Raw genomic sequence first — 15,261 nt, 5'->3', positions numbered from 1 at the left:
ATTTGCTCGTTTTTTACTTTATAAAACATATATAATAGAAAAAAGAGGTGAAAAACATGTCAATCGAATCACTATGGAGCTCTCGCTTTCAACAACATATTCAAAATGCCATCACATACTTTGCACGTATGATTAACGGTTTACTATATAGCTTCATCTTCGTCTCATGTGTAGGTGCATATTATTACGCTAAGTTTCTTAAAACGGATCCTTCTAAAGGAATATCTTTATTACTCATCACGATCGTACTTACACTCATTGTAACGAGATGCCAAGTTCGCACATTTATTCAAAAACCGGACGCTGTCTATTTACTTGCATTAGAAGAGAAATTAACATCTTATTTTAAAAAATCTCTTCTATATAATTACATCATTCAGCTTTTCCCGCTTATATTTACGTTCCTTGTTATCGTACCGCTTGCCATGCAATCATTACAACTAACCGTACCTTTCTTATGTACAATCTTTATAATTTTAATGATTCTAAAGGGCTGGAACATATACATACATTGGATGTGGCGTGATAGTTATGAAAAAAGCATATGGTTTATCATTCGCATTGCTTGTAACGCCCTGATCATTTACATGCTGTTTTATACTGCAAATATCATTGTGCTAGGAGGCTTACTATTACTTCTTGCCTTCCTACTCCTATATACAAAAAAACAGCCCACAAAGCGAATACCGTGGGAATACATAATTGAGCAAGAAGAAAAAATGGACATACGTTTCTATCAATTCGCTAGCATCTTCACTGATGTTCCGCAACTGAATAAGCAAGTAAATAAAAGAAAATGGCTTACAAATTGGATTGAACCTTTATTACATAAAAAACGAGCAACTTTCTTCTATTTACATACACTAGCATTTTTACGCGGTAATGATTATTTCGGTATATATATTCGCTTAGGGTTGATCGGTGCTTTCGCTCTATATTTCATTCCGAATATATATGTAAAAGGTGCTATCGCTTATATCGTCCTATATATGATTTCTATGCAGCTTCGTTCTCTGTGGAAATATTTTTCGGGAAATATTATTGTAGCATTATATCCAATTGATACTGAAAAACGAATGAATCAATTTCTCCGCTTAATCTTTATATTGCTAAGTATTCAACTCATTGTATTTTCAAGTATTATACTCATTGCTACAGGGCAATTTTCACATAGTCTTATCATTATGATTATCGGGTTAATCTGGATCAAATTTATTATTGTACCAAAAACGAAGCAACGCGTTTCTTCGTTTTAACGAAAAGAATTATCTTAAAAGCCAAGGAGAAAATAAATTACCTCCTTGGCTTTTTTATTTTTCTTCCTCAAACAAGAATCACTGAAACAACCGATATTTTATGATTTTTACATACAAAAACGATAATACATGTTTACGTCCTAATAAAAAGGGTATTTATTAAATTAACAGGGCAAAGGAACTGGAGGGAATGAAGAAATATGAATTAAGGTTTCACTTTATAAAAGGCGTTGCTCAAGGACGATTCTGGAACCGATTATATAATATAAGGAGCTGATTGCAATGAGTAAAAAAATTGCTATTTTAATAACGGATTATTTCGAGGACACAGAATACACAGAGCCAGTAGAAGCTTTTAATCAAAAGGGATACGAATTAACAACTATTGAAATGGAAAAAGGTAAAACGGTACACGGTAAACAAGGAAAAAGTGAAGTCTTAATTGATAAAAGTATTGATGATGTTTCTCCAGAGAACTTTGATGCCCTCTTTATACCAGGCGGATTTTCCCCAGATATACTTCGTGCAGATGAACGTTTTGTTCGCTTCAGCAAAGCATTTATGGATGCGAAAAAACCTGTTTTTGCTATTTGTCACGGCCCCCAATTACTCATCACTGCACAAGCACTTGAAGGACGCGATGTGACTGGATATAAATCCATTGAGGTCGATTTGAAAAATGCCGGTGGAAATTTTCATGATAAAGAAGTGGTTGTATGCCAAAATCAGCTAGTAACAAGTAGACAACCGGAGGACATCCCAATGTTTATTGAAGAATCATTGCGTATATTAGGGTAGTTATTAGAGGTTAACCAAAGTAGCTAAATAACTACTTTGGTTAACCTTTTTATTTGTAAAAAACAAAATTAACACCATATGAAACATTTCTTCATCTTTAATGATTTTTTGAGACAGCCTCTTTTCTCGTCCCAAAATTTCTAATCACTTTTCATAGGCAGTTCTCATATAGTGAAAATGACTATACAATTCTTATCCATAAGTTAAATAATGATTTCGCACATATAAATAAAAAAGATAGGAGCTCTATTATGAACAACAATCCGCCTGCAACGCCCCAAAACAACTCAGAAGAAAATAGCCGTGACATTAAATTGCAAACATTACGAGTCATCGGACTCATCGTCCTTATTAGTGGTTATATCCTCGTCGCTCTCTCAGAAGTAGGTGAGCTGAAAACCTTATTAACAAACCCTAACGCCAATCCTGATTTAGCTGAAGTTGATCCGTTTTAAAAATTATATAAAAAGCGAGTCCCAGTATAACTGGTTCGCTTTTATATAGTTTCATCCAATCTGAGAAACATTTCCTTCATTCTGATACTTCTCTTTCCCTATCGCCTTCATAAATAATAAAATACTGCTCATACCAACGATGAAATATAGAGCGCTCATGCCCCAAGATGCAATAAATGACCCTAGCATAACACCTAATGCACCATTCATTTTCGCAACTTGAAAGACCATTCCGTTAATCGCCATATAAGAGCCTCTTGCCTCATTCGGCACCATATCTGCCATAATAGATTGACGAACTGGCACATACATCATCTCTCCTACAGTTTGGAAAATCCCTGCGATTAATAAGATCCATAAACTATAGCTCACTCCGAGTATTGTAAATCCAATTGTATAAATGAATAAGCCTACATATTATGACTGTAATTATTGAATGACTTCTTCTAAATGGTTCTTCAAGTTCTCTAAATACTTCTCAACAGTAGGATTTTTCACCACATCATAACAAGCAAAACTCTTTAACGGACTCATACCAAGAAACTTCTGCACACGATGTAAATGACTAAGTGCTGATTCTAAACTTTCTCCTTCAAAGAACTTCGTCTTATCTCCGAATGCTTTTTCAGGTGCATTCCAAGTTGTAGAAAACATATACTGCTTCTCTTTTAATAAACCACCTGTTCCGTATTCATCTGCACCTTTAAAGAACAAACCGTATTCATACACTTCATCCATATACGTTTTAAATAATCCCGGTACACTAAACCAGTAAATAGGTGTTTGATAAATTACAACATCAGCCCATAAAAACTTTTCTTGCTCTTCCTTAATACTGTATCCATCTTGAATCGTTGTTGTTTTCACATAATGATTCTCACTTAACACAGTTACCATATAATCAACTAACGTTCTATTTAATCGTCCTTCTTTCGTACCGTATTTTTCATGCCCATTTATAATGAATATATTTTTCATCACTTTTCTCTCCCTTATTTTACTCTTCAGCTATTAAGCCGAGTTGCTGCTTCAGCGTAAGATTATCTTCTAAATGCCAATCTTCCGTTATCTTTCCGTCTTTCACATGCAAAATATCAATTGCAAAAAAATTGATTTTCTTATCATTATGAGTTCCTGTAAAAGAAAGACGAGCTGTTACTTTATCACCAACCACTAATAAATCTTCAATCTCGCAATGTATATCAGGAACGACTTTGCGAAAATTTTGCGCCGCAAGCTTTAATCCTTCAGTGCCTTGTGGTCGACCTTTCGGCAGTGTGTTATCGAAAAAATTTTCAGTAACCGTCTGCGGAATAAGCTCCTCTTTACCTGTATCCCAAAATGCATAAAAACGCTGAGCTGCATGCACGATTTCTGTCGCTTCCTTTTTACTTAATGAAGAATCAATTGTCATTGCTTTTGGCTTCGGCATTTCCTTTAATAACTGAATTTCAGTTTTTTGCTCACCACTACATGCTACAAGCACAATACAAATGACAAAAAAACTAAGTAACATAAACAGCTTTTTCATAACCATGGAAATCACCTCCTCTTCATACAAACCCTTTGTATTTCTTATTGCTATTGTATATGCAGTAACTTCCTTTATGGAAGTAGTGATATTTTTTTCATATAGTTACCAAAAAGATAGTTTTGTGATACGATAAGGCAAATTCATTAAAAAAATTTTTATGGAGGCTATTTCCATGAGCAATATAGATCCAGTTGTATTAACGAAAGGTTTACCTGGTATACCTTGTCCTATCGCTAAAACTCTTGACGTAATTAGTACAAAATGGACGTTTTTAATCATTCGCGATCTTCTTATCGAAGGAACATTAAGATTTAGCGATTTACAAAAATCAATGGACGGGATTAGTCCGAAAACATTATCACTTCGCCTAAAAGAATTGGAAGCACAAGGGATTATAACGAGAAAAGTATACCCAGAAGTTCCACCTCGCGTAGAGTACACGTTAACGGATAAAGGAAAGCAATTAGAGGGGATATTTATTGAATTAAAGCGGTTTGGATTAAGTTTATAAACGAAAAGCCCCTTACCATAAAAATAGTAAGAGGCTTTTCGTTATTCACTACATTACTTCGCAAAACTTTGAGCTAGCTGTTTCTCTCTCCACATAAATGTAATGCCGAGACCAACGATTAAAACAACACCTGAAAATGCATATGGATAATTAATGTTTATATCAAATAATATTCCGCCCATCGCTGGTCCTGCGATATTTCCTAAACTCGTATACGTTGAGTTCATACCAGCAACGAATCCTTGCTCTTTTCCAGCTGCTTTTGATAAAAACGTCGTTAAAGCTGGACGAAGTAAATCAAATGCTAGGAAAATAAAGCAAGTAACGAGAAGTACACTCCAATAATTAAAGACTACAGTTGAGACGAATGCTAATACTGCACCTACAATTAAACATATTTGAATTAATACTTTCTCACCGAACATGTCAACCAATTTGCCAAACATAAATACTTGCACAACTACCCCAAAGATGGAGCTAATCGTAATAATTGCAGCAATATCTTTCGGTGTAAAACCAAATTTATGATCAGAAAACAAACTAAAAACAGTTTCATATGCTGATAATCCAAATGCGAGTACAAATACAATAATAAATGCGATTGCATACATTGGATTTAATGATTTCTTTAAATCTCCGATAAAGCTGGATTCTTTCGTATTAGCAGAAATCTCTGCAAGTTCTTCTTTCGTTAACGGCTCTTTCAAAATAAATATAGAAATCACGCATGCAACAAAGGCAATCACTGCTGCCACAAAGAACGGCACACGTATACCGTATTCTGCAATAAACCCGCCGATTCCAGGCCCTATAATAAATCCGGTGCTGATAGCTGCTGAAAGATAGCCCATCGCCTTTGGACGTTCTTGAATAGAAGTAATATCAGCAACATATGCCGTAACACCCGGCATAATAAACGCGGCACTAATTCCGCCTAACACCCTCGCTGCATAAAGCATCCACACATCTGTACCTAATCCAAAAAGAAGCTCTGAAACACCAAAAATAAATAATCCAATGATTATCATTTTCTTCCTACCGTAAATGTCGACCCAACGACCCGTAATAGGTGAAGTAATAAGCTGCGCCATCGCAAACACTGCAACGAGATAACCCATCGTCTTTCCTGTTAAATTCATATCATTCATAAAGGATGGCATAACCGGAATGATTAATCCAATCCCTAAAAAAGCGATAAATATATTACTCAAAAGAATGATCAATACCATCTTTTGTTCTTTTATCGGTTTCTTCAATTTTTAACACCTCTTCCCGTAGTTCCTCTCAAAAATAATGCCCAAAAAGCTTTTTCTTTATCCTGCTATTTGTGGCTCATACTGAGTAAAGATGTCCCCACTCATTAGAATTTCACTCTATCCTTCCACACATACATAAACACAGGGTGAATGACTATCATTCAGTTTCCCGCAGAAATGAACCTACCTTTTCAGACAGGTTCATCTTACTACTTCTTTATATGTAGTGCATGTGTTAAAAAATCTAGTACTTCTGCCTTTTGTAGCTCGACTTGCTCATCATCTTTATGATCATATAAATAAACTTGTTCCGCTGCTGATTCAACAAGAGCGATAAATAACTTCGCTGTTCGCTCTGCGTGAACCGAATCACGAATTTCACCTGATTCTTTTGCCTCACTTAAAAAGTCACTTAGCCATATATAAAGAGGCTCATATACAGCTTCCCATTCTTTTATATGTTCAGTTGATGCAAGGCCCGCATACATTAATGCTTGTATTTCACGATATTCAGCTATAAAGGTAAATACTGCATCTATTACTTGCTCAACTTTACTTGAAAAAGGTGAATCGTTCTGTACTTTTTCTTTCACTGCAAGTATCATCTTCTCAACCATCACTTCTGCTATTGCAGGCATAACAGATAACTTAGAAGGAAAATATAAATAGAAAGTTCCTTGTGCAATGCCAGCCAATTTCACGATATCAGAAATCTTCGTTTTTTCAACGCCCTTTTCCTGAAACACTTCAATAGCTGCATAGACAATTTTTTCTTTTTTATTCATCATCTAAACCCTTTCACACGCGTATTGAATGACTGTCACTCATTTTATAAAATAACTAGCTGTACTGTCAATCATCGTGCACTTTTCATAATAAAAATCTCCCAACAAATCGTTAGGAGATTTAACTTTAATATCCTTTTCTTATGAAAGAGCCTTTAATCCCGTAACTCCACATACGATAAGAGCTACGCTAATCAAACGTGCCTTACTTTTCGATTCACCAAACAGAAACATATTTAATAAAACAGCTCCTGCTGTTCCAATGCCAATCCAAACCGCATAAGCTACACTTACTTGTAAGAACAAGAAAGATGTGTATAAGAATGCAAAGGAAGTTGCAAATCCACCTATATAAATCGCTCCATTTGTTAACGTCTTATCTTTACTATACATTTTAAGGCCTATCACACCGACTATTTCACTAATTGCAGCAAAAAATACGAAAATCCAACCCATTTTTAAGCAGCTCCTTTCACAATTTCTTCCGCGGTTTCTTCTTTATTATCAGCTAATTTTAAACCGATAACGCCCGCTACGACCATCACGATAAAGAATAGTTTTCCTATACTGAAACTGCCGCCGAAAAGGAATACATCCATTAGGAAAGTACCTACCGTACCAGCTCCGGCAAACACAGCATATACAGTCCCTGTTGCAAGATGTTCGCACGCTTTCGATAGGAAGTAAAAATCAACAGCGATAACTCCTACAATAATGACCCAATGCCACCAAGTATGAGCTGTATTAAAACCAAACACCCAAAAAATTTCAAAGATACATGTTAATATGACATATAACCAAGCTTTATTTTTCATATCTCTCACCTTCTATTATTTACTGACTGACCGTCAGTCATTTTTAATTTAAAAAATATAATCTCACTCTAACTACTATTTAAAAAACCAATATCATCCTCATTTATCCTTATATTTGTTCCGTTATTAAGCTAACTACATATAAAAGTTGCTTATCTACACCCTTTCACAGAAAAAATGACTGAATGTCATTCATAAACATTCTACATGACCAATTGATAAAGTGTCAACACCCGGATTCTATTAACCAAAAAATATTTTAAATTTCTTAAATACACATGTATATTTCTTAATAATCTGTCAATAATGGTAGTAACATAATATTTTCTCCATTCCCCCTTGGAGATCCCTTTGAATCGAGCAGTTGCTTTTAGCTAACTGCTCTTTTTTAATTTATCGGCACATTATAATTAAATACTCATAGATAAATTCCAAAACAAAGACCTGTACTCCCTTTTCAACATGCAACAAAGAACGAAATATTTTGTACGCTATTTACTTTTCAACGAGTCTTTGTATGCAATAATTTTATTTTCGAGCATCTTCTCTGTAATTTCTAAGTTTTCTCTTTGAGTTCGAATAGATTTTTTATGATTTTCTAACAGTTGTAAACGAGCTTCGGTTGTATGCTCTCCTTCTAAATATAATCTAGCATATTCTCTTATTTTCGCTATCGGCATTTGTGTTTGTTTTAATTTCATTACAAACTGCAACCACTTTATATGTGACTCTTCATACAATCTATTCCCATTTGCATCGCGATTTGCAATTAATATGTTCTCCTTTTCATAATAACGTAATGTATGTGTGCTCACTCCTAATAATTTAGCTACCTCGCTAATTGTGTACATAACCATTCTCCCTCCGCACGCCATTTACTCTCATATATTTTACTGCCTTATCCAAATTATAAAAAACATTTGACTTAGAGTATACTCTAACAAATACAATCTAACCATGATAAATTAATTTGAATTTAGGAGGCTTTTATATGAAATATACTGTTATTACTGGTGCTAGTTCAGGAATTGGCTATGAATCCGCTTTAGCCTTTGCATCTCGTGGAAAAAACTTAATACTTGTAGCTCGAAGACAAGCAGAATTAGAAGAATTAAAATTGAAAATTAACGAAATGCATCCGGAATTGGATGTTGTCATTCGAAGAACTGATTTATCAGTCACTGAAGAAGTTTATAAATTTTATGAAGGTCTACAAAGTTTTCAAATTGAAACGTGGATTAACAACGCAGGTTTTGGTAATTTCGCCTCAATTGCTGAACAAAATTTAAACAAGATAGAAACGATGTTGCATGTAAATATAGAAGCACTAACAATACTATCTTCCCTTTTCGTTCGAGATTATTCAATGACCGCAGGAACACAGCTTATTAACGTTTCATCAGGCGGTGGATATACGATTGTTGCCAATGCTGTTACGTATTGCGCTACGAAATTTTATGTAAGTGCATTTACAGAAGGACTATCTCACGAACTGAAAGAACAAGGTGCAAAACTACAAGCAAAAGTTTTAGCTCCTGCTGCAACTGAAACAGAATTCGCAAAACGTTCATTTGATATTGATGAATTCCAATACGATAATGTTGTACCAAAATTCCACACTGCAAAACAAATGGCACAATTTATGCTCGACCTTTATGATAGCGATAAAGTTGTAGGGCTTGTCGATGGTTCTACTTATAACTATGAGCTTAAAAATCCCATTTTTAATTTTGCAGTGAGACAAACGAATTCAAATTCTTAACAACATCTCATTTCTGATTAAAATATAGATACCCACTATTTCTTAAATAATAGTGGGCCTTTTTTCTCTCTAAAAATTTCACCCCACATACCGTATCATCGCCACCTCATCACAATAATCAACTTTTGGACAATGTCTACAATCAATCCACACTTTTTCTGGCAATGCTTGTCTATTCACAAAATCAAACCCGCACTTTTGAAAAAATTCTGTTTCATATGTTAAAGAAATTACCCTGTTCACTTTTATCTTTTCCGCCTCATTCATTACATGATTCACTAACTTACGCCCTATCCCTTTTCCTGCATATGTATGCGAAACTACTAACGATCGTACTTCTGCAAGGTCCTCTCCTAACACATGCAAACCAGCAACTCCAACGACTTCCTCCCCTTCTTTCATAACATATAAACATTGTAAATATTGATAGAGAGACAAAAGAGAACGCGGCAAAACAACTCCTTCTTTTGCATACATTTCAATGAGATTATAAATTTCTTTCACATCACTTGTAACCGCTTTAAAGATTTTCATATTATATCCCCTTGCCCCAGTGTTAATATTTATAACATTATATGAATTTTAATTCATAATTTCATATAATAATACATCTCTCTTTTCTCTCCGTCAATCACTTTTCTGAATTTTATCCCGCATTAACGGGCAGTAAGACTCCCACCTCAAAATTCGGCTGAAGCAAAGAAGGTAGGTGGGAGTCGGGCTGCCCCTAAACGCCCGATTGGTGAAGGCTAATAATCAGTGGTGGATGAACAAAACCCCCACTGATTAAAGTTTCACTTTACACAAACAAAAAACCAAGCAACTTAATCGATGCTCGGTTCCTCATTTCGTATCGGCAATACCGTCGAATATTTAATTTCACGAAGTGCTAAACTCGTCTGTATACGTGTAATCCCTAATTTATTTAGTTTCCTAATAAAATGCTCCAGTTCCTTACGATCACGATTTGCAACTTTTAATAAATAATCATACTCTCCTGTTAAACAGTGACATTCTAACACTTCAGGCATAGATTCTAATTCTCGTTCTAACACTTCAAGCTTTTCATACTGATGAATATTCGTGCTCATAAAAATGAAACATAATAAATCAAATCCAAGCTTTTCTTGATTTAAAATTGCTACTTTCTTATCAATAAAACCTTCCCCATCTAACCTTTTTATTCGTGCATGCATCGCAGCTGGAGATAAATTAACACGGCGTGCTAGTTCTGCATTACTTACTTGTGACTCCTTCTGCAATATATCTAAAATTTTCACATCCAAATCATCAAGCACTTTAATAACAGATGACTCCATCAAAATTCCCCCTTTTTTCTTACCGACGATTATTCGAAGAAACATCTCATAACTTATATAAAACTGAATATTTTTCTGTAAATAAGATTTCTAACGAAACATTTTATCGAGTTTTTACCATTATACAAAAGAATATATTAGATAATAAAGAAAAATGCTAAAATTATTTACAGTTCATTCTTATTTCAACAAAGGGGTTTTTAGTATGCCTTATTTTTACGTCTTTTTACTATTATTAACAAGCTTATTATGGGGAGGAAATTTTATCGTTGGGAAATCACTTGTCAATCATGCGTCTCCGATGACACTGACAAGTTTAAGATGGATGATTGCGATTGTTTGTTTATTACCACTCGTATGGTTTAAAGAGAAGAAAATTATTCCACCGCGTGCTGCTATAATCCCGTTAGTAATTATGGGAATTACAGGCGTCGCCCTTTTCAACATTTTTCAATTTTTAGCACTAGAAAAAACATCCGCAACGAATGTAGGTCTTATTTCTACATTGAACGCTATTTCAATTGCATTATTTTCTGTGCTATTTCTAAAAGAAAAAGTAAATACACTTCAAATTCTTTCTATGATTCTTTCATTTTTCGGGGTTATGCTCGTCCTTTTAAAAGGAAATTTTGCTCTTTTATTTTCACTACATTTTAATAGCGGGGATTTATGGATGATTGCAGCAGTTTGTATTTGGGGCATTTATTCTGTTTGTAGTAAATGGGCGACAAAAACAGTTACACCGCTAATGGCTACATTATATTCTGGCATTTTTGGTGTCATTTTATTGCTTCCATTTAACATAGGTAGCTTCACTGTTTCCAATATCAACTCTTCCTTCATAACATCACTTTTATATACAGGACTCATTTCAACAGTACTTTGTATGGTGTTTTGGAATATTGGTGTACAGAAATTAGGCGCTACTACATCGGGGATTTTTCTAAATTTCAATCCAATTTTCACAGCTATTTTAGCATTCCTTTTCCTTGGAGAAGAATTAACATGGATTCAAATTTTCGGTACAATCATCGTCGTGACAGGGTGTTATTTATTTTCTCATTTCAAAACCGTTGCTGTTCAGCCAACTAGAACTTTAATGCGAAAACATTCTTAATCAAAAACATCGCCACCAAAGTGGCGATGTTTTTATTTACCTTTCATTTCTTTCACATACTGCTTTTCTTCTTCTGGCGATAAACGTTCTGTTGCCTTTCCGGTATCACCACCTTGAATTTCCCACAAAAAGTTATGCTCCTCAACCGTCTGTGAAAAATCCCCTTTCTCCCAACGCTCTAAAGTAGAAAGTAGCTTTGATTTATATTTAAAATTAGTACTGCTTTCTACTGCGTTCTTCGCACTACTAATTTCCTTATTTGTCATTTCGATAAATCCCCATTTCTCAGAGGATTTCACTTTTTGATGTACCATCCTATGCATTGTAGAAATAATTTCATCTTCACTAACTTGTGGCTTCTCTTCCTTTACTTTCTTCTCCTGTTGATCCATTACTTTTTGTACTTTAAGGCTCTTCTCCTCCTCCTCTATATAATTAAGAAGTTTAGTAACACCGAATACAGCTCCTACCGCAATTACAATCATTGTAATTGTCCCTATTATCCATTTTTTCATATTATGTACTCCCCATTCCCCCTAATAATTACATAAACAAATGGAATCGCCTGCACATAGTCGATTCCATTTGTTTCCTTATTTCATTTTAAGCCTTCATCGCTTCTCGTACAATGTAACTGTCCACATATTGCTTAAATTTCACGATTTTTCCATTTTTAAGCTGCCACACATGAACAAATTCCGCCTCAAATGATTTTCCCGTCTCTTTATAAACTCCTGAGTAAACACCTTCAGCAATAATCACATCTTTTCCGTTTACTTCATGGTACGTCTTTACACTCGCTTTATAATCATCCCATTCTGATCCTAAACGACTAAATACATTTTCCATTATAGCTTCTGTACCTATATACGTTCCGCCGTACGGAAAACCTTCTGCCTCTGTCCATTCCACTTTTTCAGAAAATGCTTCTGCTAAATGTTTTGCATTCGAAGAAGCTGATCCTTCATACGTGCTTTGAATAATTTCTAAATTTGTTTTTTGCTTCATTATTTTTTCGCCCCAAACGCGTTTGCCGCTAAAATAAGTCCAATTTCTAACGCTTTAACGCGCGGGAACCGCTCCTTTATTGCCGTTTGAATTTCTTCACTTGAAGGATTTCCTGCAAGAACTTCATCAAATGCAACTAAATATTTACGAGTATGTTTAATCGCGTCTCCTGTATTTGGTACGTCATAATCACGATGACCCGCTACAACAATTTCAGGATGAAGATTTTCAAGTTCACTTAATGTTTCTAACCATTTATGACGAGCTTCAGCATCTGTTTCTAACGTCCATACGAAAGTATTGTTATAAACGATATCGCCTGTAACAACGGCTTTTAATGATGGAATCCATACATAACTATTATTCGGTGTATCACCTTGCAAACCACCTTTAATGATTAAATCATTTCCCTCTAAAATCAATTTCTCTTCTGTTAATTCCTCTGGAACAATTGGTTGATGAGGAACATTATGCCCAATAGATGGTTTCCACTGTTCCACTTTCTTCTCAAATGTGTTACGAATATCTTCAACAGTATTCCGTAATGCAACAATCTTCGCTTCTGGAAATGCTTCATGTAATACATTTAATCCAAAATAGTGATCTGGATGGAAATGAGTCACATAAATATGAGTTAAATTCTTTCCTGTTTCAATAATTTGAGCTGCTAAACGGTGCGCATCACTTAATAAAAATTGTGCATCGATAAGAATTGCATCTTTTTCTCCGTATACAATTGTGGATGTAACTTGAAATGCTTGCTCAGATCCTGTAAAAACCTCTAAATGTAATTTTGACATGTTATTTCCTCCACTTTTTATTTACTCTTTTATATTCCTTTATTCTTTAAGCTTTATTCTAGTTGTAACTAACTTAGTTACAACTAGAATAAAAAAATATACGAATCATTTTATTACTAATCGACTTGATGTAATCATTATAGTTACACCAAGTCGTCAAGTCAACACTAAAAAAATAAAATTTACTTCGTTTTCATTACTTTCTCTTTTAAGAAGCGATCTACATATCCTTCTGCTTTTACAACGAATAAATACGCACCCATTGATAATAATGCAAGATCTAATTCATATCCCGGATTCTTTCCATCTCCTAATAAGCCTGCTGCTCCATTTACCTTTACGATAGCTCCAGCCAAAATAAGAGCGAATAACAATCCTACATACCTCACGCCTAAACCGATAATTAATAATATACCACCAACTAATTCAACTGTTGCTACGCCATATGCAAGACCACCTGGTAAACCGATGCTTGTAAACCATCCTGCTACGTTATCTATACCTGATTGAAACTTTGCTAAACCGTGTGCAAAAAAAGTAACTCCTAATACGATACGAATAATTAAATTACCAATATATTGATTCATTCTGAACTCTCCCTTTTTGTTTCGTTATGGTGAACATTTATTCACAAGACAAAACAATACGGTATTTCTTTTCATTCGTCAAATGCTTTTTTAAAGAAACCAAAAAACATTATCCTTTTTGCAGATAATGTTTTTTATAAAATAGTGCTAATTCAAGCTTTCGCTCTATTACTTAGAAAAAAGTTGAAAATTTTTCCCAGCACCTATATAAGACAATAAAGACACATCTTCTTCCATCACCATTCCAACAACATTCACTTTCCTATCTTCAGGTAAATCATTTATAACTATTTGCATTTCACCAGCATATCTACCGTACAATTCATTATCAATTGTAATACTGCCTCGTTTTCTTGAAATTGTATTCATCGGTTGTAATGCAACTTTATTTTCTTCGCGCGATTCTACAGAACGAATTACATCACGAGCCGGATCTAACCTATTTTTATGCACTTGCTCTACCACTTTTAATACTTCACTTGCATTTATAAATGACTCATATCGCACTGGAATAATCCCACCACTCGCACTCGAGATTTCTTGTACACTCTCTAGGCTCCCGCTTATATCTCCAATTAGCACTTTATCAACATCGCACTCTTGCACAAGTTCTAAATACGCTTCAAGTGGCCGCATATAGCGGTGCTTTTCTAAAGTTGGTAAACCTTCATATAACGGACCGCGTTTTTCACCATCTCCCGGAATAAACGCCATCGTTTTTATTCCGCACTCATGTAAATATTTATTTTGTTTTTGCAAGAATGATTTGGCTAGTCCTGTTTCTGGACGTGGATAAAAATTATGCCACGCTTCTACTCGATCTACTCGTATATTTTCCGCAAGTAACTCTTTCCAAAATGATTCTGTAATCGTACTCGCATTTAAAGCTACCTTCATCTTATGAGATACACGTGCGATTTCTTTTGGCGTAATACCGTAATCCATTCGTAAACCAGTAATGCCAAATTCTAATAACTCTTCCACATTTGCATACGTCATCCCTAAATGGTTTAACGATTTTGGAGAGACATCAACCATTAATTCCATTTCATTTTCGAGGGCTTGTTTCCCAAGTATTTGAATTAACTCCTTATACGTATTCGGATCATCTTCTGGAATGTGAAGAGATGTAAAAACAGATGAAAATCCGTTTTCTTTCACTAGTTTTAACCATGCTTCTTGTTTCTCTACTCGCTCTTTTGAAAGATAAATTGAAACTCCTATCATATGAATCTCTCCTTCTATTAATATAAAAAAA

At 34.7% G+C, this 15,261-nt stretch carries 20 protein-coding genes and 1 pseudogene; 6 read left to right on the top strand and 15 right to left on the bottom strand.

Annotated elements, in window-relative coordinates:
- Positions 1 to 56 precede the first annotated feature (56 nt).
- The 3 genes from JFT95_RS02655 to JFT95_RS02645 all read left to right on the top strand — a co-directional run bounded on the left by JFT95_RS02655 (position 57) and on the right by JFT95_RS02645 (position 2,509).
- Positions 57 to 1,256, top strand: a complete 1,200-nt coding sequence (locus JFT95_RS02655) for an ABC transporter permease (RefSeq protein ID WP_201051299.1) — start codon at positions 57 to 59, stop codon at positions 1,254 to 1,256.
- A 282-nt stretch (positions 1,257 to 1,538) separates the two neighbouring features.
- Positions 1,539 to 2,054, top strand: coding sequence for a type 1 glutamine amidotransferase domain-containing protein (locus JFT95_RS02650; protein WP_201051298.1), 516 nt, complete (start codon positions 1,539 to 1,541; stop codon positions 2,052 to 2,054).
- A gap of 251 nt (positions 2,055 to 2,305) precedes the next feature.
- On the top strand, positions 2,306 to 2,509 hold the full coding sequence (locus tag JFT95_RS02645; RefSeq protein WP_002010828.1) for a hypothetical protein: 204 nt from the start codon (positions 2,306 to 2,308) through the stop codon (positions 2,507 to 2,509).
- Between the two features lie 51 nt (positions 2,510 to 2,560).
- Here the strand turns inward: JFT95_RS02645 and JFT95_RS02640 are convergent.
- From JFT95_RS02640 to JFT95_RS02630, 3 genes and pseudogenes are all read right to left on the bottom strand, one after another.
- Positions 2,561 to 2,926, bottom strand: a pseudogene (locus JFT95_RS02640) (MFS transporter); the annotation flags it as partial.
- A gap of 12 nt (positions 2,927 to 2,938) precedes the next feature.
- Positions 2,939 to 3,487, bottom strand: a complete 549-nt coding sequence (locus JFT95_RS02635; protein WP_012260382.1) for an NAD(P)H-dependent oxidoreductase — start codon at positions 3,485 to 3,487, stop codon at positions 2,939 to 2,941.
- Between the two features lie 19 nt (positions 3,488 to 3,506).
- Positions 3,507 to 4,046, bottom strand: coding sequence for an ester cyclase (locus JFT95_RS02630; protein ID WP_033708820.1), 540 nt, complete (start codon positions 4,044 to 4,046; stop codon positions 3,507 to 3,509).
- A 169-nt stretch (positions 4,047 to 4,215) separates the two neighbouring features.
- Here JFT95_RS02630 and JFT95_RS02625 point away from each other — a divergent pair, with 169 nt between their 5' ends.
- Positions 4,216 to 4,554 carry a winged helix-turn-helix transcriptional regulator gene (locus tag JFT95_RS02625; RefSeq protein WP_002166316.1) on the top strand — a complete coding sequence of 113 codons (339 nt, stop codon included), beginning with the start codon at positions 4,216 to 4,218 and terminating at the stop codon, positions 4,552 to 4,554.
- Between the two features lie 53 nt (positions 4,555 to 4,607).
- Here JFT95_RS02625 and JFT95_RS02620 read toward each other — a convergent pair whose 3' ends face one another.
- The 5 genes from JFT95_RS02620 to JFT95_RS02600 all read right to left on the bottom strand — a co-directional run bounded on the left by JFT95_RS02620 (position 4,608) and on the right by JFT95_RS02600 (position 8,261).
- Complete coding sequence (locus tag JFT95_RS02620) at positions 4,608 to 5,810, bottom strand: MFS transporter (protein ID WP_002029989.1); 1,203 nt, start codon at positions 5,808 to 5,810, stop codon at positions 4,608 to 4,610.
- Positions 5,811 to 6,019: 209 nt separating this feature from the next.
- On the bottom strand, positions 6,020 to 6,598 hold the full coding sequence (locus tag JFT95_RS02615) for a TetR/AcrR family transcriptional regulator (protein WP_002063960.1): 579 nt from the start codon (positions 6,596 to 6,598) through the stop codon (positions 6,020 to 6,022).
- 138 nt (positions 6,599 to 6,736) lie between these two features.
- Positions 6,737 to 7,051 (bottom strand): DMT family transporter, encoded by a 315-nt coding sequence (locus tag JFT95_RS02610; RefSeq protein ID WP_002063959.1) that lies wholly within the window; start codon positions 7,049 to 7,051, stop codon positions 6,737 to 6,739.
- A gap of 2 nt (positions 7,052 to 7,053) precedes the next feature.
- On the bottom strand, positions 7,054 to 7,410 hold the full coding sequence (locus tag JFT95_RS02605; RefSeq protein ID WP_088038567.1) for a DMT family transporter: 357 nt from the start codon (positions 7,408 to 7,410) through the stop codon (positions 7,054 to 7,056).
- Between the two features lie 491 nt (positions 7,411 to 7,901).
- The gene (locus JFT95_RS02600; RefSeq protein ID WP_002087388.1) at positions 7,902 to 8,261 is read right to left on the bottom strand and encodes a MerR family transcriptional regulator; all 360 of its coding nucleotides are present in this window, start codon (positions 8,259 to 8,261) and stop codon (positions 7,902 to 7,904) included.
- 140 nt (positions 8,262 to 8,401) lie between these two features.
- Between JFT95_RS02600 and JFT95_RS02595 the strand changes: the two genes are divergently transcribed.
- On the top strand, positions 8,402 to 9,172 hold the full coding sequence (locus JFT95_RS02595) for an SDR family NAD(P)-dependent oxidoreductase (protein ID WP_201051297.1): 771 nt from the start codon (positions 8,402 to 8,404) through the stop codon (positions 9,170 to 9,172).
- A gap of 78 nt (positions 9,173 to 9,250) precedes the next feature.
- Here JFT95_RS02595 and JFT95_RS02590 read toward each other — a convergent pair whose 3' ends face one another.
- Both JFT95_RS02590 and JFT95_RS02585 read right to left on the bottom strand, forming a co-directional pair.
- Positions 9,251 to 9,706, bottom strand: a complete 456-nt coding sequence (locus JFT95_RS02590) for an N-acetyltransferase (protein WP_201051296.1) — start codon at positions 9,704 to 9,706, stop codon at positions 9,251 to 9,253.
- Positions 9,707 to 9,996: 290 nt separating this feature from the next.
- Entirely contained in the window at positions 9,997 to 10,491 is a 495-nt protein-coding gene (locus JFT95_RS02585) for an Lrp/AsnC family transcriptional regulator (RefSeq protein WP_201051294.1), read from the bottom strand.
- A 205-nt stretch (positions 10,492 to 10,696) separates the two neighbouring features.
- Here JFT95_RS02585 and JFT95_RS02580 point away from each other — a divergent pair, with 205 nt between their 5' ends.
- Positions 10,697 to 11,608, top strand: coding sequence for a DMT family transporter (locus tag JFT95_RS02580; protein ID WP_201051293.1), 912 nt, complete (start codon positions 10,697 to 10,699; stop codon positions 11,606 to 11,608).
- 32 nt (positions 11,609 to 11,640) lie between these two features.
- Here JFT95_RS02580 and JFT95_RS02575 read toward each other — a convergent pair whose 3' ends face one another.
- The 5 genes from JFT95_RS02575 to JFT95_RS02555 form a co-directional block, all read right to left on the bottom strand.
- Positions 11,641 to 12,123, bottom strand: a complete 483-nt coding sequence (locus JFT95_RS02575; protein WP_002087394.1) for a PRK06770 family protein — start codon at positions 12,121 to 12,123, stop codon at positions 11,641 to 11,643.
- 88 nt (positions 12,124 to 12,211) lie between these two features.
- On the bottom strand, positions 12,212 to 12,616 hold the full coding sequence (locus JFT95_RS02570) for a nuclear transport factor 2 family protein (RefSeq protein ID WP_088038561.1): 405 nt from the start codon (positions 12,614 to 12,616) through the stop codon (positions 12,212 to 12,214).
- Entirely contained in the window at positions 12,616 to 13,416 is an 801-nt protein-coding gene (locus tag JFT95_RS02565; protein WP_098635812.1) for an MBL fold metallo-hydrolase, read from the bottom strand. The genes JFT95_RS02570 and JFT95_RS02565 overlap by 1 nt, the downstream gene beginning before the upstream one ends.
- Before the next feature lie 182 nt (positions 13,417 to 13,598).
- The gene (locus JFT95_RS02560) at positions 13,599 to 14,003 is read right to left on the bottom strand and encodes a DoxX family protein (protein ID WP_001077751.1); all 405 of its coding nucleotides are present in this window, start codon (positions 14,001 to 14,003) and stop codon (positions 13,599 to 13,601) included.
- A 168-nt stretch (positions 14,004 to 14,171) separates the two neighbouring features.
- Positions 14,172 to 15,230 (bottom strand): DUF871 domain-containing protein, encoded by a 1,059-nt coding sequence (locus JFT95_RS02555; protein ID WP_088038558.1) that lies wholly within the window; start codon positions 15,228 to 15,230, stop codon positions 14,172 to 14,174.
- Between the last annotated feature and the right edge of the window lie 31 nt (positions 15,231 to 15,261).

The organism is Bacillus sp. TH17, from assembly GCF_016651125.1.
In the GTDB taxonomy this organism is placed as follows: domain Bacteria; phylum Bacillota; class Bacilli; order Bacillales; family Bacillaceae_G; genus Bacillus_A; species Bacillus_A mycoides.
The sequence above is the reverse complement of the archived record's forward strand: the minus strand, read 5'-3'. Positions and strand labels throughout refer to the sequence as shown.

What these genes read in the sequence shown, in the direction of transcription:
- JFT95_RS02600 (WP_002087388.1), bottom strand. Translation starts at nt 8,261, where the DNA reads ATGTACACAATTAGCGAGGTAGCTAAATTATTAGGAGTGAGCACACAT.
- JFT95_RS02555 (WP_088038558.1), bottom strand. Translation starts at nt 15,230, where the DNA reads ATGATAGGAGTTTCAATTTATCTTTCAAAAGAGCGAGTAGAGAAACAA.
- JFT95_RS02630 (WP_033708820.1), bottom strand. Translation starts at nt 4,046, where the DNA reads ATGGTTATGAAAAAGCTGTTTATGTTACTTAGTTTTTTTGTCATTTGT.
- JFT95_RS02635 (WP_012260382.1), bottom strand. Translation starts at nt 3,487, where the DNA reads ATGAAAAATATATTCATTATAAATGGGCATGAAAAATACGGTACGAAA.
- JFT95_RS02610 (WP_002063959.1), bottom strand. Translation starts at nt 7,051, where the DNA reads ATGGGTTGGATTTTCGTATTTTTTGCTGCAATTAGTGAAATAGTCGGT.
- JFT95_RS02580 (WP_201051293.1), top strand. Translation starts at nt 10,697, where the DNA reads ATGCCTTATTTTTACGTCTTTTTACTATTATTAACAAGCTTATTATGG.
- JFT95_RS02590 (WP_201051296.1), bottom strand. Translation starts at nt 9,706, where the DNA reads ATGAAAATCTTTAAAGCGGTTACAAGTGATGTGAAAGAAATTTATAAT.
- JFT95_RS02645 (WP_002010828.1), top strand. Translation starts at nt 2,306, where the DNA reads ATGAACAACAATCCGCCTGCAACGCCCCAAAACAACTCAGAAGAAAAT.
- JFT95_RS02655 (WP_201051299.1), top strand. Translation starts at nt 57, where the DNA reads ATGTCAATCGAATCACTATGGAGCTCTCGCTTTCAACAACATATTCAA.
- JFT95_RS02625 (WP_002166316.1), top strand. Translation starts at nt 4,216, where the DNA reads ATGAGCAATATAGATCCAGTTGTATTAACGAAAGGTTTACCTGGTATA.
- JFT95_RS02565 (WP_098635812.1), bottom strand. Translation starts at nt 13,416, where the DNA reads ATGTCAAAATTACATTTAGAGGTTTTTACAGGATCTGAGCAAGCATTT.
- JFT95_RS02560 (WP_001077751.1), bottom strand. Translation starts at nt 14,003, where the DNA reads ATGAATCAATATATTGGTAATTTAATTATTCGTATCGTATTAGGAGTT.
- JFT95_RS02650 (WP_201051298.1), top strand. Translation starts at nt 1,539, where the DNA reads ATGAGTAAAAAAATTGCTATTTTAATAACGGATTATTTCGAGGACACA.
- JFT95_RS02575 (WP_002087394.1), bottom strand. Translation starts at nt 12,123, where the DNA reads ATGAAAAAATGGATAATAGGGACAATTACAATGATTGTAATTGCGGTA.
- JFT95_RS02615 (WP_002063960.1), bottom strand. Translation starts at nt 6,598, where the DNA reads ATGATGAATAAAAAAGAAAAAATTGTCTATGCAGCTATTGAAGTGTTT.
- JFT95_RS02595 (WP_201051297.1), top strand. Translation starts at nt 8,402, where the DNA reads ATGAAATATACTGTTATTACTGGTGCTAGTTCAGGAATTGGCTATGAA.
- JFT95_RS02605 (WP_088038567.1), bottom strand. Translation starts at nt 7,410, where the DNA reads ATGAAAAATAAAGCTTGGTTATATGTCATATTAACATGTATCTTTGAA.
- JFT95_RS02585 (WP_201051294.1), bottom strand. Translation starts at nt 10,491, where the DNA reads ATGGAGTCATCTGTTATTAAAGTGCTTGATGATTTGGATGTGAAAATT.
- JFT95_RS02570 (WP_088038561.1), bottom strand. Translation starts at nt 12,616, where the DNA reads ATGAAGCAAAAAACAAATTTAGAAATTATTCAAAGCACGTATGAAGGA.